The following is a 22,389-nucleotide window of genomic DNA, read 5'->3' on the forward strand; positions in this document are numbered from 1 at the left end:
GCCTAGTCCTTGGCTTCCTCTCGCTTCCGGCGCACCAGTTCTTTTATCTGCTCATTGGTGAGCTTCGGTGCGTGGGCGATCTTGTTCACCACGGCTTCAAAGGCGGCGTCTGACTGATCGGTTTTCAGTTCGCCGGCGGCTTCCCGGAACTTCTCGACTTGCGACTTCGGCTGCTTGGATACCATCACAGGATGTCCTGCTTGAGTTTTGAGTGGGTTTCGTAGCGGCCAACCCTAGCGCTGCTTGTTTATTCCAGCGACTCATGCGATAAGGGCTGTGTGGGGGTTCGTGGCCCCACACAGCCCTTTAACCTCAACCCAGCCCGGTAGGCCAAGAGACGAGGAGGTTGCAAAGAAGATGACGGTCAGAATAGCAGGAGGGGGTCCACGACCCCTGATGTCCCACTGAAAGCCGCCAGTCGGCTGCTTCGCAGTCAGTATCGACGGCTTCCCGTATAGCACCACTAAGCTCTGGGAGCAACAAAAATGTCTGTGGAATCAATGGCCACTGACCCGTACGAGGTTGTGCTTAATGATCTCCGGGCCAAGAAGGCTCAAATAGAACAAGCCATTAGCGCCATCGAAGCGATGCGTGGCGGAACCCCATCCGGCTCTTATTTGACGGCGGCTTCGGTCGCCCCCACGGGGCAAAATTCGGACATTGATTCGCCGGGGGCCTTCTTGGGAATGTCCATTGTCGACGCTGCTAAAAAGTTGCTGGCGGCCAAGCGTCAACCTTTGCGCAATCCCGACATTGCTGCCGCATTCAAGCGTGGCGGCCTCGCAATGAACTCCAAAGATGCCGTCAACACCATTGGTTCGGTCCTTACACGCCGCGCTAATGATGTTGGCGATCTCGTGAAGGTTGACCGCGGAACTTGGGGTCTCAAAGAATGGTATCCCAACAGGAGTTTCAAGAAGGGCGTTCCTGTCGAGAAGGGTGAGGTAGTTGCACGGCCACTCCTATCGGACGAGGAATTCCTCGGTGATAGCCGCATGCTTTCCTTAGACCAGCTTGCCAAGCTTAAGGCAGCCGGCATGACCGAGGAAGAACTTCGGGCAATGCCAAAAGACGAAGCCGACCAATATCTGGACTTGCTCTCATAGCAAAGCCGGGGTTCATCGCCCCGGCTTCGTGTGCCTCGCATATCGCCAGTAGGGCAATTCGAGTTGCACCGCCTTCCGGAAATGCGTCCGCTTCTCGTCAAGCAGGTCTATGATAGGTGAGGCGCTTACCAGCGGCACCCTTCAACGCGATGAAAGTGCGGGTGCCGTCATCAACACCCATGGCAATGCGGTTGCTGTAGCGGAAGTCGAATTCAGCGAGGTAGCGGTGCAGATGGTGTTCGCCGCAATGCTGATAGACGCCTTTCATGCCGCGCTTGAAAATCGAATAGAAGCCTTCCACGGTGTTCGTGTGGATGGTCTTCTCGCCTTCGTAGCGCACGTACTCGTCCTTGGAATGCGTGACGACATCGTGCGAGGCGAAATCCTGGCTGGCACGGCGATAGATGCCGCTTTCGTCGCTCATCAATGCGCTCTCGCGAGCGATGTTGGCGCGAACGATTGGCATGACGTTGCCCATGCGGGCCGTATCGACGTGGAAGGAACGGGCGCGGCCACCACGCTCTACCAGCGTAACGACCGTGTTCTTGTGAGCGCCACCGCCACGTTTGACGGGAGCGTTAGCAAGCGGCCAATGTAGGTCTCGTCAACTTCTACGGTCTTGCCGTTGCCGCCAAGCGGGGAGAAGTCGCCAGATGCCATTGCAAGGCGAATGCGGTGGCACAGGAACCAAGCGGTCTCATACTTGCATTCGAGTATGCGGTGCATCTGGTGAGCGCTGATGCCCTTCTTAGAGGCACACATAAGGTGGATAGCCTGAAGCCACTTGGTGAGCGGCATATGGCTTTCCTCAAAGATCGAACCCATACGGACGGTAAACTGCGAACGGCAAGCGCTGCACTTGTACAGGCCGTGACGCTCGACGCCGTTGGGGTTTTTCTTGGACGGCTTGGTGCGAACGCCCTTCAATGCGTAGTGGCGATCAACAGAGCCGCACTTGGGGCAAACCGGACCATTCGGCCACAAGATGCCTTCCACATGCTCGAAAGCCTTGGCTTCGTCGTGGAACTCGGGGCGGGACAGAACGGACATGGAAATCTCCTATGCCCTTACCCCACGTAATCACTTTAGGTTTGTCAACGGGATAATCGCCTGTGACCATGGCGATCGTATGGTTGACAAACCCATAGGCGAATTTTCTCTCGCAATGATAAGAAGCACGGTCCTTGGCACGAGGGGAGACACCATGGGGTTTTTGGGATTCATCAACCGGCTTTTCCCCGCGACCGAAGAGTTGCGCCGGTACTCAGCGATCGCGGGTCCCTATTCATTCATGTTTCTGGTGAAGCGCATCCCAGCCGAAAACCGGAAATTCGTACGCTTCGCCTCAGCCATATGGGAGCGGTCCAGGATAGTTACACATTCAGCGTCGAGGAGTTCGGTTCCCTCGTTGATGCCGTCCTGAAGACAAAGGCAGAGCTAGATGACCCACTGCTCACGAGCGCTACCCAGCCGTAGGGGAATGGCGGCAATTATACGGTTGACAGAACTGAGGCTACGACTTGATCCGAGCGCCTTCCGCGATCGCACCATATCTGTATCGGCGCGGTCTGGTATTGCTCCGGAACGCCCCTGCGTCCGCCGATCAACTTCCGTTCTTAGCTATAAGGCGGCCGGACTAAAGTCTTGCGCCGGGAACGCAAAGGTCTGATGTAACCGCTTTGGTTCCGTTCTTGTCCCTTGGACGTTCCCGTATTTTAGTCAGTCGAGATACTACCTATATGGCCGAAGCCGGCCTGTTCTCGAGCAGCGCAGCCCCCGCAATATCATCCAAAATCGGGCAATCCGGCCGGTCGTCACCATGGCAGGCCTGGATCAGCGTCTGCAAGGTCGTGCGCATCGACTGCAGCTCGCGCACCTTTTCCTCGATGGCGCTGACATGGGCGGCGGCGATCTCGCGCACATCGTGGCTGGCGCGGCTGCGATCCCGGTAGAGCGCCATCAGCTGGCGGCAATCTTCGATTGAAAAGCCGAGGTTGCGGGCGCGGCGCAGGAAGGCCAGCCGATGGATGTCGTCGCTGGAATAATCGCGGTAGCCATTGCCGGCGCGCGCCGGCGCGATCAGGCCGATCTCTTCATAGTAGCGGATGGTCTTGGCCGGCAGGCCGGACCGCGCCGCGGCATCGCCTACATTCATTGTGATTCCTCGATGTGGTTCCCTGATTCTAGGCTATCCGACAGGGCCGCCCATTGTTTTTCCTTCACAATCCCGTGAGTCCTGTTGCCGAAATGCCATAGTTGACGGCTTACCGGCACGTAAGCTCCTGCATATAGGCATCGCGCGCTTGGCAAGCAAAGCAAATGCCAGCATGAATGATTTCAGGAAAAGCGGCCGTAACGTGTCGCGACATCTTGGCGGGGCATCGGACCATTTCATGCGCATGAAGTCATTTGCAATCGTCGCCGCACTTGCGTTGTCGGCCGCGATCTCGGGTTGCAGCACGATCGGCTCGCAGCTGTTCACCAACAACTACGGTTCGGTGAACGATGCAGGCTACCAACTGCCGCGCATCCCGATCGAGAGGGTGCCGCTGAAGTACCACCGGCAAGAGGTAAATTACGACACCTCGGAAAAGCCGGGCACCATTGTCGTCGATACCCAGAACAAGTTTCTCTACTTCGTCGAAGGCGACGGCCGGGCGATCCGCTACGGCATCGGCGTCGGCCGCGAAGGCTTTGAATGGCACGGCACCGCCCATATCGCGCTGAAGCGCGAATGGCCGACCTGGACGCCGCCGCGGCAGATGATCCAGCGCCAGCCGGAGCTAGCGAAGTTCGCGAGCGGCATGGAGCCGGGCTTGAAGAACCCGCTCGGCGCGCGCGCCATGTATCTGTTCAACAAGGGCGGCGACATGGGCTACCGCCTGCACGGCAGTCCGGAATGGAATTCGATCGGCAAGGCGATGTCGTCAGGCTGCATCCGGCTGATGAACCAGGACATCATCGACCTCTACGACCGCACGTCGGTCGGTGCCAAGGTCATCGTGATGTAGGACCATGATCCGGAACCGAGGTCCACGAAAGCGAAAAGTGGAACCGGTTTTCGGGAAGATCATGGTCAAAATAGGCGTTACCCTTCGTACGCGGACCGTCTAGGCAACAACGGACGTCCAAAACAGAAAACCGGGCAATCTGGCCCGGTTTTTTGTTGCTCGCTCGAATGCGTGAAGGGTCTTAGGAGACCTGCTCGACCTGCTGTACTTCCGGCACGAAGTGGCGGAGCAGGTTCTGGATGCCGTGCTTCAGCGTCGCCGTCGAGGACGGGCAGCCGGCGCAGGCGCCCTTCATGTGCAGGAACACGGTGCCGTTCTCGAAGCCGCGGAAGGTGATGTCGCCGCCATCCTGGGCAACCGCCGGGCGCACCCTGGTGTCGAGCAGTTCCTTGATGGTGATGACCAGTTGCTCATCGGCCTTGTCGTAGAATTCGCCGGTCTGGCTGGTCTCGGCGGCGGGGCCGGCGTTGACCATCACGGGCGCGCCCGACATGAAATGCTCCATGATGGCGCCCAGGATCGCCGGCTTCAGGTGCTGCCAGTCCGGGCCGTCCTTGGTCACGGTGATGAAGTCATAGCCGAAGAAGACGCCGGTCACGCCGGGGATCTCGAACAGCCGGCCGGCCAGCGGCGATGCGCTGGCTGCACTGTCGGCGTCGCGGAAATCGGCGGTGCCTTCAACAAGGACTTCCTTGCCGGGCAGGAACTTCAGCGTTGCCGGGTTCGGCGTCGATTCGGTCTGGATGAACATGGCCGTCTCCGTGCCCCAGTCGGGCAGCTAGTTTGGAATAGTTCTAAATAGGCTCAATCGGCTGGACATTCAAGCGAAACGCGTCGCTCAAAACGGCTGGCTGGCGGAATGTTTTTGCTGGCTGGGAATGAATCCCGCGCGGGCTATAAATCCAGGATCGTGATGTTATCCGAAACCGCTTCACACTTCCGGCATCACTCTCTATGCGAGGCTGTCGATCTCCTCGTCAGACAGGTTCTGCGGCACCACTGTGACCGGAATAGGGAAGGCGGCGCCCTTGCCGGCAACAGCCCCGACCAGCGGCCCGGGTCCTTCCTTGCCGGCACCTGCCGCCAGCACCAGGATGGCGATGTCCTGGTCTTCCTCGATCAGCTTGTGGATCTCTTCGGTCGGCTTGCCTTCGCGCACCACCATCTCGGGCTCGATGCCGAGCTTCTGGCGCACCTTGTTGGCGTAGCCGTCGAGTGCCGCGCGTGCCGTGGCATTGGCTTCCTCGCGCATGATCTTCTCGACGCCCAGCCAGTGCTGAAAGTCGTCCGGTGTGATGATGTAGAGCAGCACCAGCGTGCCGCTGGTGCTCTGCGCCCGCTTGGAGGCGTAGGCGACGGCGCGCTCGCACTCGGGCGTGTCGTCGATGATCGTCAGGAATTTCCTGCGATGGCCGGCTTCGCGACTGAGGCGTTTGGAGACCATGTCTATCTACTCGATGTTTCGGCCGCAATCTGCCACCGCGACAGACCGGCGGCAAGCCGCCGGCCTTGGGCCAGAATGGTGCGGTGCACTGACGGTAGGATCAGCCCTGCAACAGGCCGATAATCTCGCGTACCGTCTTCATGGTGGTCTCAGCCAGCGCGCCGGCGCGTTCGCCGCCGTCTCTCAGCACCGCGTCGACATAGGCGCGGTCGCCCTTGATACGGCGCATCTCGCCGGCGATCGGCGCCAGTTTTTCCACGGCAAGGTCGGCGAGCGCCGGCTTGAACACGGAAAACTGCTGACCGCCGAATTCCTTCAGCACGTCCGCCTTCGACATCTCGGCCAGCCCTGCATAGATGCCGACCAGGTTTTCCGCTTCCGGGCGGCTTTCCAGGCCGTCGACTTCGCTTGGCAACGCTTCCGGGTCGGTCTTGGCCTTGCGGATCTTCTTCGAGATGGTGTCGGCATCGTCGGTCAAATTGATGCGGGACAGATCCGACGGGTCCGACTTCGACATCTTCTTGGAGCCGTCGCGCAGGCTCATGATGCGCGCCGCCGGCCCGCCGATCACCGGTTCGGTGATCGGGAAGAACCCGTTTACCGTCTCTTCGCCAACCTGCATCTCGACGCCGGCGCCAAGACTGGCGATGCGGCTCGAAAAGTCATTGTTGAACTTTTGCGCGATGTCGCGGGTCAGCTCCAGATGTTGCTTTTGATCCTCGCCCACCGGCACATGGGTGGCGCGGTAGAGCAGGATGTCGGCCGCCATCAGTGAGGGATAGGCTAGCAGGCCCAGCGAGGCATTTTCGCGGTCCTTGCCGGCCTTGTCCTTGAACTGCGTCATCTTGTTCATCCAGCCGATGCGCGCCACGCAGTTGAAGATCCAGGCAAGCTCGGCATGCTGCATCACCCGCGACTGGTTGAAGACGATGTGCTTCTTCGGGTCGATGCCGGAGGCAAGGAAGGCGGCGGTGATCGAGCGGGTCTGGTCGGCGAGGTCGTCATGGACGAGTTGTGCCGTCAGCGAATGCAGGTCGACGACGCAATAGATGCAGTCGGACGTTTCCTGCAGGGCGACGAATTTCTTGATGGCGCCGAGATAGTTGCCGAGATGCAGATTGCCGGTCGGCTGTACCCCGGAAAAGACGAGCTGTTTGAAGGCGGTCATGGGTTCCTCATGGCTTGTGGAGGGCCGTATAAGCGTGATTCCGAAAAGTTGCAGACTTTTCGGAGCCAATCACGCGGCTGGAAACCACGCGCGGCGAAAGTCTTGCGACGGCGCGCTTATGGACGAAGGGGCGGAGAGGATCAAGGCCGGTGTTGCTGTTAGCTCGCCCGGACTATTCGTCCAGATCGGCGTTTGGCGCTGGCGCCGCTGCCTTGCTCGAGCCGCGTTTCACATTGCGCCGGATCATTCCGAAATCGGCGCCGCCGGTGGCGAAAGCCGTGACGAAGTAGAGCAGCGCCCCGCCGGCCACCAATGAGAGAAGCGTCACGGCCTTGATCACCAGTGGCGAGCCGGGGCCGAGCCTGACGGCCAGCCAATGCTCGGCGAAATAGAGTGCTGTCGCCATCACCGCCGCCGACAGCACAAGACGCGGAATGCGCTTCAACAGCGGCACGTCGCGGCCCCAATGGCCACGTCGGATCAGCACCGCAAGCAGCATCACCGCGTTGACCCAGCCGGCAACGGCCGAGGCCACCGCAATGCCGGGCGCGCCCATTTTCGGGAACAGCGTTAGCGCGGTGATCACGTTCACGCCGACCGAGATGGCGGCGAACATCATCGGCGTGCGCGTGTCCTCGCGGGCGAAATAGCCGGGGGTGAAGGCCTTGATCAGCACGAAGGCCGGCAGGCCGAGGCCAAAGATCGCCAGGATCGCCGCCACCGTCGGCGTCGAGCCGGTGGCGGCGAAGGCGCCGCGCTCATAAACCAGCCGCACGATCGGCTCCGCCATGACCCACAGTGCCGCCGCCGCCGGTAAGGTCATGAACAGGGTGAACTCGACCGAGCGGTTCTGCAGATTGGCCGCCTCGACCAGATTGCCCGATTTCAGCGCCCGCGACAGCTCCGGCAGCAGCACGATGGCGACGGCAACGCCGACGACGCCGAGCGGCAGTTGGTAGATGCGGTCGGCATAGGCAAGCGAGGACACGGCGCTGTCCTGCGCCGACGCGATCGCCGTGCCGATCAGCTGGTTGATCTGGGTGATGCCGCCGGTGATCGCCGCCGGCAGCGCAAGGATCAGCAGGCGCTTGACGTTGGGCGTCATCTTCGGCCGGCGAAAACCGATCGCGATGCCGGCATTGCGCACAGCCACCCAGACAATGGCGAGCTGTACCAGCCCCGCCGCCAGCACGCCCCAGGACAGGCTGAAACCAACCTCACGGGCATCCATGCCGTGGTACCAGGCGTAGCCGAGCACGCTAATCAGGATGATGTTGAGGAATGCGGGGGCCACGGCAGCCGCGAAATAGCGACGCAGCGAATTCAGCATGCCGGCCATCATGGCTGCGAGCGACATGCAGATGAGATACGGGAACATGATCGTCGCCAGCAGGACGGTCGTCTCGAATTTGCCCGGCGTGTCGGCAAAGCCCGGCGCCACGAGATAGCGCACGATCAGCGGCATCGCCAATTCCATGACGATGGTCAGCGCCAGAAGTGCGGTGAACAGGACGCCGAACACTTCCTCCGAAAAGCGCTTGGCGCCGTCGGTGCCGTGAGTCTCGATCTCCTTGGCAAACAGCGGCACGAAAGCGGCGTTGAAGGCGCCTTCGGCAAACAGCCGGCGAAACGTGTTGGGAAACTGAAAGGCGGCGTTGAAGGCGTCCGCCACCGGCCCGGTGCCGAGTGCGGCCGCCATCAGCATTTCGCGGCCAAAGCCAAGGGCGCGGCTCATCAGCGTGCCGGACGCAACCGTGGCGAATTTCTTGACGAGGCTCATGCGCGGGGAGATTGCCTGGATGATTGGGACAAAGGGGGTGATTGGGACAAAGTGATGGTCACTCGGCCGCCGCCTTGGCCTTGCCGCCGCGCTCTGGGACAACGCCTTCAAGCGCCGCGATCAGCCTGGCGTGGATGGTGGCGGTGCGTGCCGGGTTGTCGATCTTCTGCCCCGTAAGGTCGGTGACATAGAAAGTGTCGATCACCTTCTCGCCGAAGGTGGTGATGTGAGCCGAGGCGATGTCGAGCGAGAGATCGGACAACGCACTGGTGATTTCCGACAACAGCCCGGGCCGGTCCAGTCCCTCGACCTCGATCACCGAAAACCGGTTCGACAGCGTGTTGCGGATTTCGGCGCGCGGCGGAATCTTGAACACCTTGGCGCCGCGCCGCGGCCGGGTTCGCTTCTCGATCATCTCCGGCAACCAGCTCTTGCCCGACAGCACGTCCTCGATCAGCCGGCCGACGCGCTCGGCGCGACGGCGCTCATCCTCGTCGCGGTCGAATTCCCGTGAGATCAGGATGATGTCCAGCGCGCGGCCGTCGGACGTGGTGAATATCTGCGCGTCGACGATGTTGCCGCCGGCGCCGGCACAGGCGCCGGCAATAACCGAAAGCAGGCGCGGATGATCCTGCGCCAGCACGGTGATCTCGGTCACCGCCTCGAATTGGTGCGTCCTGACCACGGTGGCGAGCTTCTTGCCTGCCGCGTCGGCTTCGCGGATGAATTCGGCATGACGCAGCTGATCGGGGAGGTCGACCGTCAGCAGATAGTTCTCGTAATGCAGGCCGACATAGCGCTTGCGGGCCTTGTCCGGCCAATCGGCTAGCGCCTCGGCTAGCCGCTCGCGCGCCGCCGCCGTCCGCTTGGCGCGCGACACTTCCGAGAAGCCGCCGGTCAAAAGCAGTTCGGTCTCGTAGTAGAGCGTGCGCAGGAGCTGGCCCTTCCAGCCGTTCCACACGCCCGGCCCGACACCCCTGATGTCGCAGACGGTCAGGATCAACAGCATTTTCAGCCGCTCGACCGATTGCACGATCGAGGCGAAATCCTCGATCGTCTTGCGGTCGTTGAGGTCGCGCGTCTGCGCCGTCATCGACATCACGAGATGGTTCTCGACCAGCCAGGCGACTGTCTCGGTGTCGGCCGCCGACAGCCCCATATGCGGGCAGATGCGGCGCGCGATCCGGGCGCCGGCCTCTGAGTGATCCTCCGGCCGGCCCTTGGCGATGTCGTGCAGCAGCACCGCGACATAGAGCGCCTCGCGGCTCTTCTCTAGCCCCGGCATCAGCGTGTGCGAGAGCGGATGCACCTTTTCGCCGTCGCCGCGCTCGATCTCGGCCAAGACGCCGATGCAGCGGATCAGGTGCTCGTCCACCGTATAGTGGTGGTACATCGAGAACTGCATCATGGCGACTATTCTGCCGAAATCGGGGATCAGCCTGCCGAGCAGGCCGGCCTCGTTCATGCGCCGCAAATTAAGCTCGGCATTGCGGTCCGAGGTCAGGATGTCGAGGAACAGCCGGTTGGCCTCCTCGTCGCGCCGCAGCGACTTGTTGACCAGACCGAGCGAGCGGGTGAGCAGCTTCAGCGCATCGGGATGGAACTCCAGCCCGTGCTTGTCGGCGAACCAGAACAGCCTGAGCAGATTGACCGGGTCGCGCTCGAACACGCTGTCGTCGGCGACGTTGATGCGGTGATTGTCGACAATGAAGTCCGACGTGCCTGCCAGCTTGCGCTTGCGGCGCTGGAAGGTGAGGAAGATGCGGTTGAAGCCGGGCACATGCTTGGCCTGCTCTTCCTCGAGCGCGGCGCAGAAGATGCGGGTGAGGTCGCCGACATCCTTGGCGACGAGGAAGTAATGCTTCATGAAGCGCTCGACCGCCGACAGACCGGGATGGGTGGTGTAGCCGAGACGTTCGGCAATCTCGCGCTGGATGTCGAAATGCAGCCGTTCCTCGGCCTTGCCGGTGAGGAAATGCATGTGGCAGCGCACCGCCCAGAGGAAATCCTCGGCCTTGAGGAATTCCCGGTATTCGGCCTCGGTGAACACAGCCTTGTCGACCAATTCCTCGCCGGTGCGCACGCGATAAAAATACTTGGCGATCCAGAACAGCGTCTGCAAATCGCGCAGGCCGCCCTTGCCGTCCTTGACGTTGGGCTCGACCAGATAGCGGCTTTCGCCGGCCTTGGCATGGCGATCGTCGCGTTCGGCGAGCTTGGCCTGCACATATTCCGGTCCGGTGGTGCGCACCACTTCATGGTCGAAGCGGGTGAGCAATTCGTCGAAGAGCTTCTGTTCGCCCCACAGGAACCGCGCTTCCAGGATCGTGGTGCGGATGGTGATATCGCTGCGCGACAGCCTGAGACACTCGTCGATGTTGCGGGTGGCGTGGCCAACCTTCAACCCGAGGTCCCACAGCATATAGAGCATATATTCGACGATCTGTTCGCCCCACGGCGTCTGCTTGTAGGGCAGCAGGAACAACAGGTCGATGTCGGAGCCCGGCGCCAGCGTGCCGCGGCCATAGCCGCCGACGGCAACGACCGCCATGCGCTCTGCGGTCGAGGGGCTTTTCACCCGGTAGACGTGGGTCGCGGCGAACTCGTAGAGGGCGCGGATGATCTCGTCCATCAGATGCGACAGCCGGGCGGCGCAGGCCGTGCCGCTGCCATCGTCCATCAGCATGCGCTCGGCAACCTTGCGGCCCTCGGTCAGCCGATCCTTCAGCAGCCGGAGCGCACCGACGCGCGCGCCGGGCTCGATGCCGCTGGCCGCCGAGATCAGCGCCGTCATGTCGCGGCGCAAAGCCTCGCTGTCGATCAGCGCGTCGAGCTTGAGGGAGATTTTTGCCATGGATTGCCGGTGGGCCTCGCCTTTGCGCGGCGTCTATAGCGCGTTTTCACGGCGCTGTGTATGGGGCGGACGGACGCGTCGGCCGCGATACCAGAAAGGGATGATCATCTCGCGCCGGAGCCGGAAGAGATCGGCGATCTGCCGCGTCAACCGCCTGGTCTCGATCCTTACCTTGGCGGTGATTGGCCTGGGGCGCCGTTTACCTATCCCGCTTGCCACCCATTCCTCTGTTCGCTCCTGCTTGAGCAGGCTTGGCAATCTCACCGGACTGTCGCCGAGGAATTGTGCCTGCAGGCACAATGCTGGGACGAGTTGGTAAATGACCTTGTCGGACGAGGTAGCAAAACGCGGATTGAAGATGAGGTGATCGACGGGAATGCTGATCTCATTCGTTGCCGCAAGAAGGTCCCGCGCGGCCTGTCTGGACAGGATGTATCCCGCCGTACCGATATGGAGCCCGTGCAGTCTGCTCGCAGAAAAACCGTGGCCGCAGGCAACTTGCTTGCGTGAAATTACGGTCCGGTTGAAGAACGTTTCCAACTTGACGATGTCCGCATCGGCGGGAATCCAGCCCGCATCGGCAAGCAAAGCGCCGGCTTTGTCCGGGAAAACGACATCGTCCTCGAAAATCGCCGCGTAAGCATCCTCACCTGCAGCGATCGTCGACCAACACTGTTGGTGGCTGAGCAGGCAGGCAATCTCGGCGTCGGCCAGGCGCAAATGCTTCTTGCCCTGCGGCATTTCGGCCAGATCCGGCCGATCTCGCGCATCGATGGCGGCGACCCGCTCGAAGGCGATGCCGATGCGGGCGAACTCCGCCGTTACATGGGCGAGGCGATCGCGGGACCGATCGAGATTGATAATCAGGCATTTCATTTGGGTGGGATCGATGCAGTGGGACGCGCGTCCATAGCATGGGAACGAAGTTGCGTAAGCGATTTTCCCTCGATGTGCGCGATGACGGCCACGATCGAAAAGTGGAAATCGCCCCTTGACCTTCCAGTTACTGGAAGCACTACCTCCTCACCCAGACAGATATAAGGCACTTTTCGATGGCGCATTCCGAGCATCACCACCACGCGGCCGATGGCAGCTGTTGTGCGGCAAAGGCTGCTGAGCCGGCCGCCGAAGCCGTGGTGCGCGATCCGGTGTGCGGCATGAGCGTCGATCCGGCAGCCGGCAAGCCGACGGCCGAGCATGGCGGCCGTCTTTTTCACTTCTGCAGCGAGGGTTGCCGTACGAAATTCGTCGCCGGGCCTGAAAAATACCTGACCGCCACCGACCCCGTCTGTGGCATGAGTGTCGACCGCGCTACCGCCAGGCATTTTTTCCGCCACGAAGGCCAGGGTTTCTATTTCTGCTCGGCCGGCTGCCGGGCGAAGTTCGAGGCCGAGCCGCAAAACTATCTCGGCGATAGGCCGGCGGCGTCGCCAGTGCCGAAAGGCACTCAATACACCTGCCCGATGCACCCCGAAGTGATAAGAGACAAGCCCGGCTCCTGCCCGATCTGCGGCATGGCGCTTGAGCCGATGGGCGTTCCCACTGGCGATGAGGGCCCGAACCCCGAACTGGTAGACTTCACCAGACGGTTCTGGGTCAGCGCGGTGCTGTCCCTGCCGCTGCTGATCGTTGCCATGGCGCCGATGCTCGGCCTGACGTTCCAGGCGTTTGTCGACGGGCGAACGATGGTCTGGCTGGAATTGGCGCTGGCCAGCCCAGTGGTGCTGTGGGCGGCCTTCCCCTTCTTCCACCGCGGCTGGGAGTCGCTGGTCAACCGCAGCCCCAACATGTGGACGCTGATTTCGCTGGGTGTGGGTGCGGCCTACCTCTACAGCGTCGTCGCCGCACTGTTTCCGGACATCTTTCCGCATCAGTTCCGTGGCCATGGCGGCACCGTCCCGGTCTATTTCGAGGCAGCTTCCGTCATCGTCGCGCTGGTATTCCTCGGTCAGGTGCTCGAATTGCGGGCGCGCGAAAAGACCGGCTCGGCCATCCGTGCGCTGCTCGACCTGGCGCCGAAGACGGCACGGCTGATCGGGGAGGACGGCTCCGACACCGACGTGCCGCTCGATGCGGTCAGGACCGGCGACCACCTGCGCCTGCGTCCAGGCGACGCCGTGCCGGTCGACGGCATCGTAACGGAAGGCCGTTCCTCCATCGACGAATCGATGATCTCGGGCGAGCCGCTGCCGGTCGAAAAAACGAAAGGCGATGCCTTGACCGGCGGCACGCTCAACAAGAACGGTTCGCTGATCATGCGCGCCGAAAAGGTCGGCTCCGAAACGACGCTTTCGCGCATCGTCGAGCTGGTCGCAAAGGCGCAGCGTTCGCGCGCGCCGATTCAAGGTCTAGCCGATCGCGTCTCCTTCTACTTCGTGCCGGCCGTCGTGCTGGTCGCGCTCGCGGCCTTTGCCGCCTGGGCGATCTTCGGTCCCGAACCCAGCTTGATCTTTGCCATCGTCTCGGCGGTCTCGGTGCTGATCATCGCCTGCCCCTGCGCGCTCGGCCTGGCGACGCCGATGTCGATCATGACCGCCACCGGGCGCGGGGCGCACGCGGGCGTGCTGATCAAGGACGCGGCCGCGCTCGAGCGCTTCGCTTCGGTCGACACGTTGATCGTCGACAAGACCGGCACCTTGACCGAAGGCAAGCCTCGCTTGACCGATGTCGTCGCTGCCGAAGGCCTGTCTGAGAATGAATTGCTGGCGCTCGCCGCCGGCCTGGAAAAAGGCTCGGAGCATCCGCTGGCCGAGGCCATTGTCGGCGGCGCCGACGTACGCGGCCTGACGCTCGTTGAGGCCAGCGGCTTCGACGCCGTCACCGGCAAGGGCGTATCCGGCACGGTGTCTGGCAGGAAGGTTTCGCTCGGCAACGCCGCTATGATGGCCGATGTTGGCATCGACACCGCTTCCCTGTCGGCCAGGGCCGAGGCGCTGCAGGCAGAAGGCAAGACGGCGATGTTCGTTGCGGTGGACAAAAAACTGGCCGGCATTGTCGCGGTCGCCGATCCGGTCAAGGCAACGACAGCCGAGGCGATCAGGGCGCTGCACGACAGAGGCTTGCGGATCATCATGGCGACCGGCGACAACGAGCGCACGGCGCGCGCCATCGCCAAAAGCCTTGGCATTGACGAGGTGCGCGCCGGCCTGCTGCCGGAACAAAAGGCAGCCCTTGTCGAGGAGTTGCGTGCGAAAGGTGCCGGCATCGCCATGGCCGGCGACGGCGTCAACGATGCGCCGGCCCTGGCCAGCGCCGATGTCGGCATCGCCATGGGCACCGGCGCCGATGTCGCTGTCGAGAGCGCCGGCATTACGCTGGTCAAGGGCGATCTCAACGGCATCGTCAGGGCGCGAACGCTCGCGCAGGGGACGATCCGCAACATCCGCCAGAATCTGTTTTTCGCCTTCCTCTACAATGTGCTTGGCGTGCCGGTTGCTGCCGGCGTGCTATATCCGCTCACCGGCACGCTTTTGTCGCCGATGCTGGCGGCGGCGGCCATGAGCCTGTCTTCGGTTTCGGTCATCGCCAACGCATTGCGGCTGCGGACGTTGAAACTCTGAGCAAAGCCCCCAGATACGAATTTCAATCAACAGGAGATCATGGATGACCTTGGCTAAGAAAATCGTGCTTTTGATGATGGCGGCGGGAATGCTGCTTGCCGTTTTCCTCGAAAGCGTCCCGGCGCAATCCGAAGAGATGAAACACGACATGGGCGCGATGGGCGCGCAAGGTCCTTCGACCGACGGCTACAAGGCGGCGATGGACAAGATGCACACCGACATGATGATCGAATATTCCGGCAATGCCGATGTCGATTTCGTGCGCGGCATGATCCCGCATCATCGGGGCGCGATCGACATGGCCAAGGTGGAACTCGCCAATGGCAAGGATCCCGAAATCCGCAAGCTGGCCGAAGATGTCATCGACGCGCAGGAAGCCGAGATCACCAAGATGCAGGTCTGGCTCGCCGCCCATCCGGCGAAGTAAGGCAGCAACGGCCATGCCGGAGAGATTCATTCTGGATTTCTCTCCGTGCTTGTGATGCCATTCGCATCGATTACACGGCGCCAGGAGCCCACATGCCATCGACGATAAGAGCCACCACACTGCCTTCGGGCGAGGCCGTCCAGGTGCTGGGACAGGGCACATGGAAGATGGGCGAGGATTCCCGCCGCCGCGCCGGCGAGGTCAATGCCCTGAAGCTCGGGCTGGACCTCGGCATGACGTTGATCGACACCGCTGAAATGTATGCCAGCGGCGGCGCCGAGGAGGTGGTAGCGGAAGCCATTGCCGGGCGCCGCGACGAACTCTTTCTTGTCTCCAAGGTATTGCCGTCCAATGCCTCGCGCGCCGGCGTGGCGCGGGCCTGCGAAAACAGCTTGAAGCGCCTGCGCACCGACCGCATCGATCTCTATCTCCTGCACTGGCCGGGCAGTGTGCCTCTATCTGAAACCGTCGAGGCGTTCGAGGCGCTGAAGGAGGCCGGCAAGATACGCCACTGGGGTGTCAGCAATTTCGACACCGACGAGATGGAGGAGTTGACCGGCCTGTCGTCTGGCGATCATGTCCAGACCAACCAGGTGCTCTACAATCTGTCGCGGCGCGGCCCCGAATTCGATCTCGCACCGTGGAGCCGGCAGCGCGGCATCCCGCTGATGGCCTATTCGCCGGTCGAGCAGGGCGCGCTGGCGCGCAATTCCAGGCTGGAAACCATCGCCGCCCGCCACAACGCCACGGCAGCACAGATCGCGCTTGCCTGGGTGATGGCGCAGCCCGGTGTCATCGCCATCCCGAAGGCGAGTAGCCAGGAGCATGTCCGCCAGAATTTTGCCGCGCTCGACATCGAGCTGACGGCCGAAGACCTCGCCGAACTCGACCGCGCCTTTCCACCGCCGGCGCGCAAGCGCGGGCTGGAGATGATCTAGATTGGAACGGGTTTCGACCGGGTATCATCATACGGCGTATAGAGTCGGAGCCATGACGGTCACGTCGCTGCGCGACGGTTACGTCGACATGCCAATCAGGCGGCTGCGCCAGCCCGGAGACCTGACATTCGGTGACAACCTGCCCTCGCATGTACCGCTCGTCGACGGTGCGCTCAGGCTGTCGGTCAACGCCTTCGCCATCGATGACGGCGACGACATCACGCTGATCGACACAGGGGCTTCGAACGCCTGGCACCCGACAATGGGGCACCTGCCCGAGGCGCTGCGCGAGGCGAAGATCGCCACCGAGCGGATTCGGACTGTTGCTTTCACCCACACCCATCTCGACCATATACACGGGCTCATCCTTGCCGATGGTGGCGACGGCTTCCCGCAGCTCTCTCGGCTGCTTGTCCCGCGCGCTGAGCTCGGCATGTTTCGCGACGTGGCGAGGCTGGAACGCTTCCACGATCGCGCCCAGCCTCTCGATGCTGGACAGCGCGTCAGCGCTGACATCGATACGATCGGCTCCGCTGGCCATGAAGCCGGCCACACTTGCTTTCGCTTTGTGAGCGCAGGCGAAACACTGTTGATCTGGGGCGACATCGTACATGTGCCGTCGCTTCAATTCGATCGACCCGAGATCACGTGGGAATTCGACGCAGACCAGCAGCAGGCGAGGGAAAGCCGGTTGCAAATGCTGGCGCTTGCGGCCAACACCGACTGCTACGTCGCCGGCGCGCATCTTGATTCGCCCGGCGTCGGCCGGGTTTTTCGAACCGAGACGGCTTTCCGCTTCGAGCCCTTGTAGCACTCTAGCCGAGCGCCGCCCGCGCCCGTCGCAACGCGCGCGAAAACACTGCGGTGTCGTCGAAGGCGCGCGCCAGCGTGAGCGCGCCCTGGATGGCGCCGACTGTTTCTTCGGCGAGTTCGTCCGCCCTGGCAGCGCTGTGCCCGCTTCGGGTCAGCGCTTCGGCAAGATGCGCCACCCAGCGGCCGAAATAGCTTTTGATGGCCTTGGCGAAGAGGTCGCGGGATTCGTCCAGCGCGAAGGCGCCGATCAGGCACACCTGGCGGCCCGACCGGAAATAGCTCTCGGTCGCTTCGAACATCCGGTCGATGCCCGTGCGAGGGTCGGCCCTGTCCAGCAACGGCACGAAGACATTCTCCTCGAACCAGCCATCTATATGGGCAATGACAGCCGCCGCCATCTCTTCCTTGCCGCCCGGGAAGAAGTGGTAAAGGCTGCCTTTGCCTAGGCCGGTCGCCGCACCGATCCGCGCCAGGCTCGCCCCTTCATAGCCGTGTTCGCGGAAAACCTCGCCGATGATGGAGAGCAAATCGGCGCGATCGGGCGCGATCCTGCGCATGCGCTAGTTTTTCCGCTTGAGCATGATCTTTGCCGAAAACCGCGACACAGCTCTAGGGATCATATTCTAAAGTCCGAGTTCGGACAGGCCGGGATGGTCGTCCGGCCGGCGGCCGAGCGGCCAGTGATATTTGCGCTCACCCTCGGCGATCGGCAGGTCGTTGATGCTGGCGACGCGCCTACGCATCAGCCCGGCCGCGTCGAATTCCCAATTCTCATTGCCGTAGGAGCGGAACCAGTGGCCACTGTCGTCGCGCCATTCATAGGCAAAGCGCACCGCGATGCGGTTGTCGTTCCAGGTCCAGACCTCCTTGATCAGGCGGTAGTCGAGCTCGCGAGCCCATTTGCGCGTGAGGAAGGAGACGATCTCATTTCTGCCCGAGACGAACTCGGCGCGGTTGCGCCAGGTGCTGTCCTGCGTATAGGCGAGCGAAACCCGTTCGGGATCGCGGCTGTTCCAGGCGTCTTCGGCAAGCCGAGCCTTCTGCGCGGCGGTCTCGGCGGTGAAGGGCGGCAGCGGCGGACGGCTCATGTCATTCTCCCATCGGCAAAGGCGATGGCGAGCATTGTACCAATCGGTACAATTGGTCAAGGCCGAAATCGGGCTAGGTTTTCCCCGCCAGCCCCTTCAGCCGGTAGAGCGCTTCCAGCGCCTCGCGCGGCGTCATCTCGTCTGGATTGATCTCACCCAGCGCTGCGCCCAATGCGTCGCTCTTCGCAGGCTTTGCCGCTTCCCGCTTCATTGCCACCGAAAACAGCGGCAGATCGTCGACCAGCCGGTTGGCCTTGCCGGAGACATCGCCTTCCTCGAGCTGATGCAGCACCTCTTTGGCGCGGCCGACCACCGCTTCCGGCAGACCGGCAAGGCGAGCGACCTGAACGCCATAGGAGCGATCGGCGGCACCCTTGCCGACCTCGTGCAGGAAGACGACGTCGCCTTCCCATTCCTTGACCCGCATGGTGACGTTGGAAAGGCGCGGCAGTTTGCCGGACAGCGCCGTCATCTCGTGGAAATGGGTGGCAAAGATCGCCCGGCAGCGGTTCTTCTCGTGCAGGTACTCGACCGCCGCCCAGGCGATCGACAGGCCATCGAAAGTGGCGGTGCCGCGGCCGATTTCGTCGAGGATCACCAGCGCCCGCTCACCGGCCTGGTTGAGGATCGCCGCCGTCTCGACCATCTCGACCATAAAGGTGGAGCGGCCACGCGCCAGATCGTCCGAGGCGCCGACCCGCGAGAACAACCGGTCGACGACGCCGATATGGGCCGATGTCGCCGGCACGAAGGAACCGGTTTGGGCGAGGATGGCGATCAGTGCGTTTTGCCGCAGGAAGGTCGACTTACCGCCCATATTCGGACCGGTGAGCAGCCAGATCGCGCCGGCCTTGGCCCCGTCTTGCGGCGACAGATCGCAATCATTGGCGACGAACGGCCCTTCGCCCGAGCGCCGCAGCGCCTGTTCCACCACCGGATGGCGTCCGCCCGAGATATCGAAGGCGAGGCTGGAATCGACCAGCGGCCGGCACCAGGCTTCGCTCTCCGACAACAGCGCGAGCGCCGCCGACACGTCGAGCACGGCGAGCGCATCGGCGCCGGCGCGGATCTTCTGCGCCTCGCCGACCGCCTCAGCCGTCAGCGTATCGAAAGCGGCAAGCTCGATGCTCAGCGCCCGGTCGGCGGCATTGGCGATCTTGGTCTCGAGTTCGGCAAGTTCGGTCGTGGTGAAACGCATGGCATTGGCCATGGTCTGGCGGTGGATGAAGCGCGCCTTGGCGCCGTCGCTTCCGGTCATGATCGAATGGTGGTTGGCGGTCACCTCGATGTAGTAACCCAGCACATTGTTGTGCCGGATTTTCAGCGAGCGGATGCCGGTCTCCTCGATCAGCGAGCGCTCCAGTCCGGCGATCACCTTGCGCGATTCGTCGCGCAGCGCCCGCATTTCGTCGAGTTCGGCATGGTAGCCGCCACGCACGAAGCCGCCGTCGCGCCTCAGCAGCGGCAGTTCCTCGCCAAGAGCCTGGGCCAGATGCTTGGCCAGCGCACGCGGCAGCGCCTTTATCGCGGCAAGTGCTTCCGTCAATTCATGGGGCAGCGCTGTTGCGGCGAAGATTTCGGCAATGGCGCCCGCCGCTTCAAAGCCGGCACGCAGCGCGCCGAGGTCGCGCGGGCCGCCGCGGTTGAGCGCCAACCGCGACAGCGCTCGCGGCATGTCGGCGACGCTCTTCAGGCTTGACCGCACAGCTTGGCAGAGCCGCGTCTCGGTGCGGAAGAACGATACCGAATCAAGCCGGGCAGCAATCGCCGCCGGATCGGTTAGCGGCGCCATCAGCCGGTCGGCGAGCAGCCTGGCGCCGCCGCCGGTGACCGTGCGGTCTATAGCCTTGAACAGCGAGCCGTCGTGGCTGCCCGACAGCGTGCGCAACAGTTCCAGATTGCCGCGTGTCGCAGGATCGATGAACAGCGTCGAGCCCTGCTCCTCGCGTTCGGGACGCGACAAAGGCGGCCGCTCGGCCTTCTGCGTCTTTTCGACATAGGCGATGGCGCCCGAGATCGCCGACAATTCGGCGCGCGAGAAGGCACCGAAACTGTCCGGCGTCGCCACGTCGAAGAAGCGCGCGATCCGCCCCGCTGCCGAAGCCGAATCGAAAAGCGACGGCGGCTGCGGGCTGGCGACGCGGCCGATGACGTCGAACACCGGCTTCAGCTCGGGATCGTAAAACACCGGCTCGGCGACGATCAGCTCGCGCGGGTCGACGCGGAAGACATCGGCCAGCAGGCGGTCGGCCGTGGTTTCGGCGACGCGGAAGACGCCGGTCGAGATCTCGATCCAGGCCAGGGCGAAGGCGTCACCGCTGTTGCCGCCCTTCACCCGCCCTAGCGCCATCAGGAAGCTCGATTCCGACGGCGCCAGCAATTTATCCTCGGTGATGGTGCCTGGCGTCACCAGGCGCACCACGTCACGGCGTACGACCGATTTGCCGCCGCGCTTCCTGGCTTCCGCCGGGTCCTCGATCTGCTCGCAGACGGCAACGCGAAAACCCTGGCCGATCAGCTTTTGCAGATAGTCGTCGGCCGCATGCACCGGAACGCCGCACATCGGAATGTCATGGCCCTGATGCTTGCCGCGCTTGGTCAGGACGATGCCCAGCGCCCGGCTCGCCTTCTCGGCGTCGTCGAAGAACAGCTCGTAAAAATCGCCCATGCGGTAGAACAGCAGCGAATCCGGGTTCGCCGCCTTGATCTCGATATATTGCTCCATCATCGGCGTGACGCTGCCGACGGGCGCAGGCGGTGTCACCTCGGGGGCGTCGGTTTCTGCTGAAGTGTGCATGTTCATGCCCGCACGCTAGCAGATGTGGGTGCGGGGTTTAATGCCGGCGGCCCGAAAAGCAGGGGACGACCGGCCTCGACGGCGGCTTGTGCTCCTTCTACGCCGGGTGAAGCCGTTGGTTGCTTCGGGCGCCAACCAGACCCTATGATCGCCATGGCGGGGATAAGCGGCATGGATCAGGACAAACAGGAGGCGTTCGAAGAGCTGGTCGGTCCGGCTGGATCGGCGCGTGAGCGCCTGCTGCTGTTGGCGGCGCGGCGCGTCCACCGCACCAAAAGCAAGCTTAGGGGGACAGTGCGCAAGCGCATCCCCTTCCTCCTGCCGACACGCGGGCCGCTGTCCGATGTCGATGGCGGCATCGACATGTCGCTGCATGTGCTCAGCCGCGACCCGCTGGTGCTCTATGTCCCGATTGGCGGGGCGCGGCCGCTCTATCCGCTGGCAGCGCTCGGCCGGCGCCTGGCGGCGCGCCGCGTCACCTTTCTAACGATGCAGACGTGGACCATGGAGCGGCCGGCTGTCATCGCCCGGATGGGCCGCGATCTCGCCTGGTATGCCGGCCGGTTTCCGCTGCACGAAATCATCTTCCTGTGCAACACCGAGGAAGAGCGCCGTCTCATCGCCGCTGCGGGCGGCAATGCCATCTTCTCCAACCACAATCTGATGGTATCGGAGGAGATCTTCCGGCCACTGCCGGACGTGCCGGTCGAATTCGACGCCGTCTACAATGGCCGCATCTCGCCGATCAAACGCCATCACCTCGCCTTCGACATAGAGCGGCTGGCCCACATCACCTATTCGATCGGCGAATTGCCGCCGGTTGCCGCCCGCGCCTTTGTCCGGCGACTGCAGGCGCAATCGCCGCTCCACAAAATCGCCAATCCGCTCGTCGACGGCTGGCCGGGCAAGCTGACGGCCCAACAGGTCAACCGCGTCTACAACCAGGCCGCCGTCGGGCTGTGCCTGTCGGCCGTGGAAGGAGCGATGTACTCCTCGATGGAATATCTGATGGCCGGTCTGCCGATTGTCAGTACGCCGAGCCTTGGCGGTCGCGACGTCTATTTCGATCCGGATTATTGCATCGTCGCCGAGCCGGAACGGGCTGCCATTCGCCGCGCTGTCGAAACGCTGCTCGACCGCGCTATACCGCGCGAGGAGATCCGCCGCCGGACACTGGAGAAGGTCGGTACCCAGCGCATCGAATTCATGGCGTTCCTGACTGCATTGCTGCGGCGCAAGGGGAGCCGTGGGCCACTCATCGAGACGTGGCCTTTCCCCGGCACAGACGGCATGATGCGACGGGGAACGGTGCGCGAAATCGCTGCCTTCGTGAGCGAGCCAGAGCCGACGTGACGCCATCCGACCCTCGGGAGATTTCGCTGCGGGCGTGAAGATCGCTTGGC

Annotated in this window: 18 protein-coding genes and 1 pseudogene; 7 read left to right on the forward strand and 12 right to left on the reverse strand. The window is 62.9% G+C overall.

The genetic code is table 11. The features are described 5' to 3' along the window. Nucleotides 1–2 precede the first annotated feature (2 nt). A complete protein-coding gene (locus ACYG97_RS26680) occupies nucleotides 3–185 on the reverse strand; it encodes a hypothetical protein (protein WP_023732520.1) in 183 nt (60 codons plus the stop codon). 300 nt (nucleotides 186–485) lie between these two features. On the opposite strand from ACYG97_RS26680, the gene ACYG97_RS26685 reads away from it, so the two are divergent. Continuing rightward, nucleotides 486–1,106 carry a winged helix-turn-helix domain-containing protein gene (locus ACYG97_RS26685; RefSeq protein ID WP_084023673.1) on the forward strand — a complete coding sequence of 207 codons (621 nt, stop codon included), beginning with the start codon at nucleotides 486–488 and terminating at the stop codon, nucleotides 1,104–1,106. A 97-nt stretch (nucleotides 1,107–1,203) separates the two neighbouring features. On the opposite strand, the pseudogene ACYG97_RS26690 reads toward ACYG97_RS26685, so the two are convergent. Both ACYG97_RS26690 and cueR read right to left on the reverse strand, forming a co-directional pair. Continuing rightward, nucleotides 1,204–2,156: pseudogene (locus tag ACYG97_RS26690) on the reverse strand (IS1595 family transposase). A gap of 685 nt (nucleotides 2,157–2,841) precedes the next feature. Next, a complete protein-coding gene (cueR, locus tag ACYG97_RS26695) occupies nucleotides 2,842–3,261 on the reverse strand; it encodes a Cu(I)-responsive transcriptional regulator (RefSeq protein ID WP_023690019.1) in 420 nt (139 codons plus the stop codon). Between the two features lie 238 nt (nucleotides 3,262–3,499). On the opposite strand from cueR, the gene ACYG97_RS26700 reads away from it, so the two are divergent. Continuing rightward, the gene (locus tag ACYG97_RS26700; RefSeq protein ID WP_023692663.1) at nucleotides 3,500–4,117 is read left to right on the forward strand and encodes a L,D-transpeptidase; all 618 of its coding nucleotides are present in this window, start codon (nucleotides 3,500–3,502) and stop codon (nucleotides 4,115–4,117) included. 181 nt (nucleotides 4,118–4,298) lie between these two features. Here ACYG97_RS26700 and ACYG97_RS26705 read toward each other — a convergent pair whose 3' ends face one another. The 6 genes from ACYG97_RS26705 to ACYG97_RS26730 all read right to left on the reverse strand — a co-directional run bounded on the left by ACYG97_RS26705 (nucleotide 4,299) and on the right by ACYG97_RS26730 (nucleotide 12,239). After that, on the reverse strand, nucleotides 4,299–4,868 hold the full coding sequence (locus ACYG97_RS26705) for a NifU family protein (RefSeq protein ID WP_023685140.1): 570 nt from the start codon (nucleotides 4,866–4,868) through the stop codon (nucleotides 4,299–4,301). A 201-nt stretch (nucleotides 4,869–5,069) separates the two neighbouring features. After that, entirely contained in the window at nucleotides 5,070–5,561 is a 492-nt protein-coding gene (locus ACYG97_RS26710) for a universal stress protein (protein WP_023672856.1), read from the reverse strand. Nucleotides 5,562–5,661: 100 nt separating this feature from the next. Then, on the reverse strand, nucleotides 5,662–6,729 hold the full coding sequence (gene trpS, locus ACYG97_RS26715; RefSeq protein WP_023732517.1) for a tryptophan--tRNA ligase: 1,068 nt from the start codon (nucleotides 6,727–6,729) through the stop codon (nucleotides 5,662–5,664). 172 nt (nucleotides 6,730–6,901) lie between these two features. After that, nucleotides 6,902–8,509 (reverse strand): murein biosynthesis integral membrane protein MurJ, encoded by a 1,608-nt coding sequence (murJ, locus tag ACYG97_RS26720; RefSeq protein ID WP_023732516.1) that lies wholly within the window; start codon nucleotides 8,507–8,509, stop codon nucleotides 6,902–6,904. Nucleotides 8,510–8,567: 58 nt separating this feature from the next. Further along, entirely contained in the window at nucleotides 8,568–11,363 is a 2,796-nt protein-coding gene (locus tag ACYG97_RS26725; RefSeq protein WP_023732515.1) for a [protein-PII] uridylyltransferase, read from the reverse strand. A gap of 33 nt (nucleotides 11,364–11,396) precedes the next feature. Then, nucleotides 11,397–12,239, reverse strand: a complete 843-nt coding sequence (locus tag ACYG97_RS26730) for a glycosyltransferase family 25 protein (protein ID WP_023690024.1) — start codon at nucleotides 12,237–12,239, stop codon at nucleotides 11,397–11,399. A 176-nt stretch (nucleotides 12,240–12,415) separates the two neighbouring features. On the opposite strand from ACYG97_RS26730, the gene ACYG97_RS26735 reads away from it, so the two are divergent. From ACYG97_RS26735 to ACYG97_RS26750, 4 genes are all read left to right on the forward strand, one after another. Beyond that, on the forward strand, nucleotides 12,416–14,923 hold the full coding sequence (locus ACYG97_RS26735; protein WP_023732514.1) for a heavy metal translocating P-type ATPase: 2,508 nt from the start codon (nucleotides 12,416–12,418) through the stop codon (nucleotides 14,921–14,923). A gap of 43 nt (nucleotides 14,924–14,966) precedes the next feature. Further along, nucleotides 14,967–15,350 carry a CopM family metallochaperone gene (gene copM, locus ACYG97_RS26740; RefSeq protein ID WP_023732513.1) on the forward strand — a complete coding sequence of 128 codons (384 nt, stop codon included), beginning with the start codon at nucleotides 14,967–14,969 and terminating at the stop codon, nucleotides 15,348–15,350. Between the two features lie 92 nt (nucleotides 15,351–15,442). Further along, nucleotides 15,443–16,288 carry an aldo/keto reductase gene (locus ACYG97_RS26745; protein ID WP_023732512.1) on the forward strand — a complete coding sequence of 282 codons (846 nt, stop codon included), beginning with the start codon at nucleotides 15,443–15,445 and terminating at the stop codon, nucleotides 16,286–16,288. A 1-nt stretch (nucleotide 16,289) separates the two neighbouring features. Then, nucleotides 16,290–17,099: an MBL fold metallo-hydrolase gene (locus tag ACYG97_RS26750; RefSeq protein ID WP_023732511.1), complete on the forward strand. Its 810-nt coding sequence runs from the start codon at nucleotides 16,290–16,292 to the stop codon at nucleotides 17,097–17,099. A gap of 4 nt (nucleotides 17,100–17,103) precedes the next feature. Here the strand turns inward: ACYG97_RS26750 and ACYG97_RS26755 are convergent, their stop codons facing one another. The 3 genes from ACYG97_RS26755 to mutS form a co-directional block, all read right to left on the reverse strand. Continuing rightward, the gene (locus ACYG97_RS26755; protein WP_023732510.1) at nucleotides 17,104–17,658 is read right to left on the reverse strand and encodes a TetR/AcrR family transcriptional regulator; all 555 of its coding nucleotides are present in this window, start codon (nucleotides 17,656–17,658) and stop codon (nucleotides 17,104–17,106) included. Nucleotides 17,659–17,724: 66 nt separating this feature from the next. Then, a complete protein-coding gene (locus ACYG97_RS26760; protein ID WP_023729603.1) occupies nucleotides 17,725–18,189 on the reverse strand; it encodes a nuclear transport factor 2 family protein in 465 nt (154 codons plus the stop codon). 73 nt (nucleotides 18,190–18,262) lie between these two features. Next, the gene (gene mutS / locus ACYG97_RS26765; protein WP_023732509.1) at nucleotides 18,263–20,992 is read right to left on the reverse strand and encodes a DNA mismatch repair protein MutS; all 2,730 of its coding nucleotides are present in this window, start codon (nucleotides 20,990–20,992) and stop codon (nucleotides 18,263–18,265) included. A 165-nt stretch (nucleotides 20,993–21,157) separates the two neighbouring features. Between mutS and ACYG97_RS26770 the strand changes: the two genes are divergently transcribed. Further along, nucleotides 21,158–22,339, forward strand: a complete 1,182-nt coding sequence (locus tag ACYG97_RS26770; RefSeq protein WP_031261906.1) for a glycosyltransferase family protein — start codon at nucleotides 21,158–21,160, stop codon at nucleotides 22,337–22,339. Nucleotides 22,340–22,389: the final 50 nt, after the last annotated feature.

This window comes from Mesorhizobium sp. W067, assembly GCF_054719525.1.

Coding starts and splice junctions, on each gene's coding strand:
- ACYG97_RS26680 (WP_023732520.1), bottom strand. CDS start 185: ATGGTATCCAAGCAGCCGAAGTCGCAAGTCGAGAAGTTCCGGGAAGCC.
- ACYG97_RS26685 (WP_084023673.1), top strand. CDS start 486: ATGTCTGTGGAATCAATGGCCACTGACCCGTACGAGGTTGTGCTTAAT.
- cueR (WP_023690019.1), bottom strand. CDS start 3,261: ATGAATGTAGGCGATGCCGCGGCGCGGTCCGGCCTGCCGGCCAAGACC.
- ACYG97_RS26700 (WP_023692663.1), top strand. CDS start 3,500: ATGCGCATGAAGTCATTTGCAATCGTCGCCGCACTTGCGTTGTCGGCC.
- ACYG97_RS26705 (WP_023685140.1), bottom strand. CDS start 4,868: ATGTTCATCCAGACCGAATCGACGCCGAACCCGGCAACGCTGAAGTTC.
- ACYG97_RS26710 (WP_023672856.1), bottom strand. CDS start 5,561: ATGGTCTCCAAACGCCTCAGTCGCGAAGCCGGCCATCGCAGGAAATTC.
- trpS (WP_023732517.1), bottom strand. CDS start 6,729: ATGACCGCCTTCAAACAGCTCGTCTTTTCCGGGGTACAGCCGACCGGC.
- murJ (WP_023732516.1), bottom strand. CDS start 8,509: ATGAGCCTCGTCAAGAAATTCGCCACGGTTGCGTCCGGCACGCTGATG.
- ACYG97_RS26725 (WP_023732515.1), bottom strand. CDS start 11,363: ATGGCAAAAATCTCCCTCAAGCTCGACGCGCTGATCGACAGCGAGGCT.
- ACYG97_RS26730 (WP_023690024.1), bottom strand. CDS start 12,239: ATGAAATGCCTGATTATCAATCTCGATCGGTCCCGCGATCGCCTCGCC.
- ACYG97_RS26735 (WP_023732514.1), top strand. CDS start 12,416: ATGGCGCATTCCGAGCATCACCACCACGCGGCCGATGGCAGCTGTTGT.
- copM (WP_023732513.1), top strand. CDS start 14,967: ATGACCTTGGCTAAGAAAATCGTGCTTTTGATGATGGCGGCGGGAATG.
- ACYG97_RS26745 (WP_023732512.1), top strand. CDS start 15,443: ATGCCATCGACGATAAGAGCCACCACACTGCCTTCGGGCGAGGCCGTC.
- ACYG97_RS26755 (WP_023732510.1), bottom strand. CDS start 17,658: ATGCGCAGGATCGCGCCCGATCGCGCCGATTTGCTCTCCATCATCGGC.
- ACYG97_RS26760 (WP_023729603.1), bottom strand. CDS start 18,189: ATGAGCCGTCCGCCGCTGCCGCCCTTCACCGCCGAGACCGCCGCGCAG.
- mutS (WP_023732509.1), bottom strand. CDS start 20,992: ATGAACATGCACACTTCAGCAGAAACCGACGCCCCCGAGGTGACACCG.
- ACYG97_RS26770 (WP_031261906.1), top strand. CDS start 21,158: ATGGATCAGGACAAACAGGAGGCGTTCGAAGAGCTGGTCGGTCCGGCT.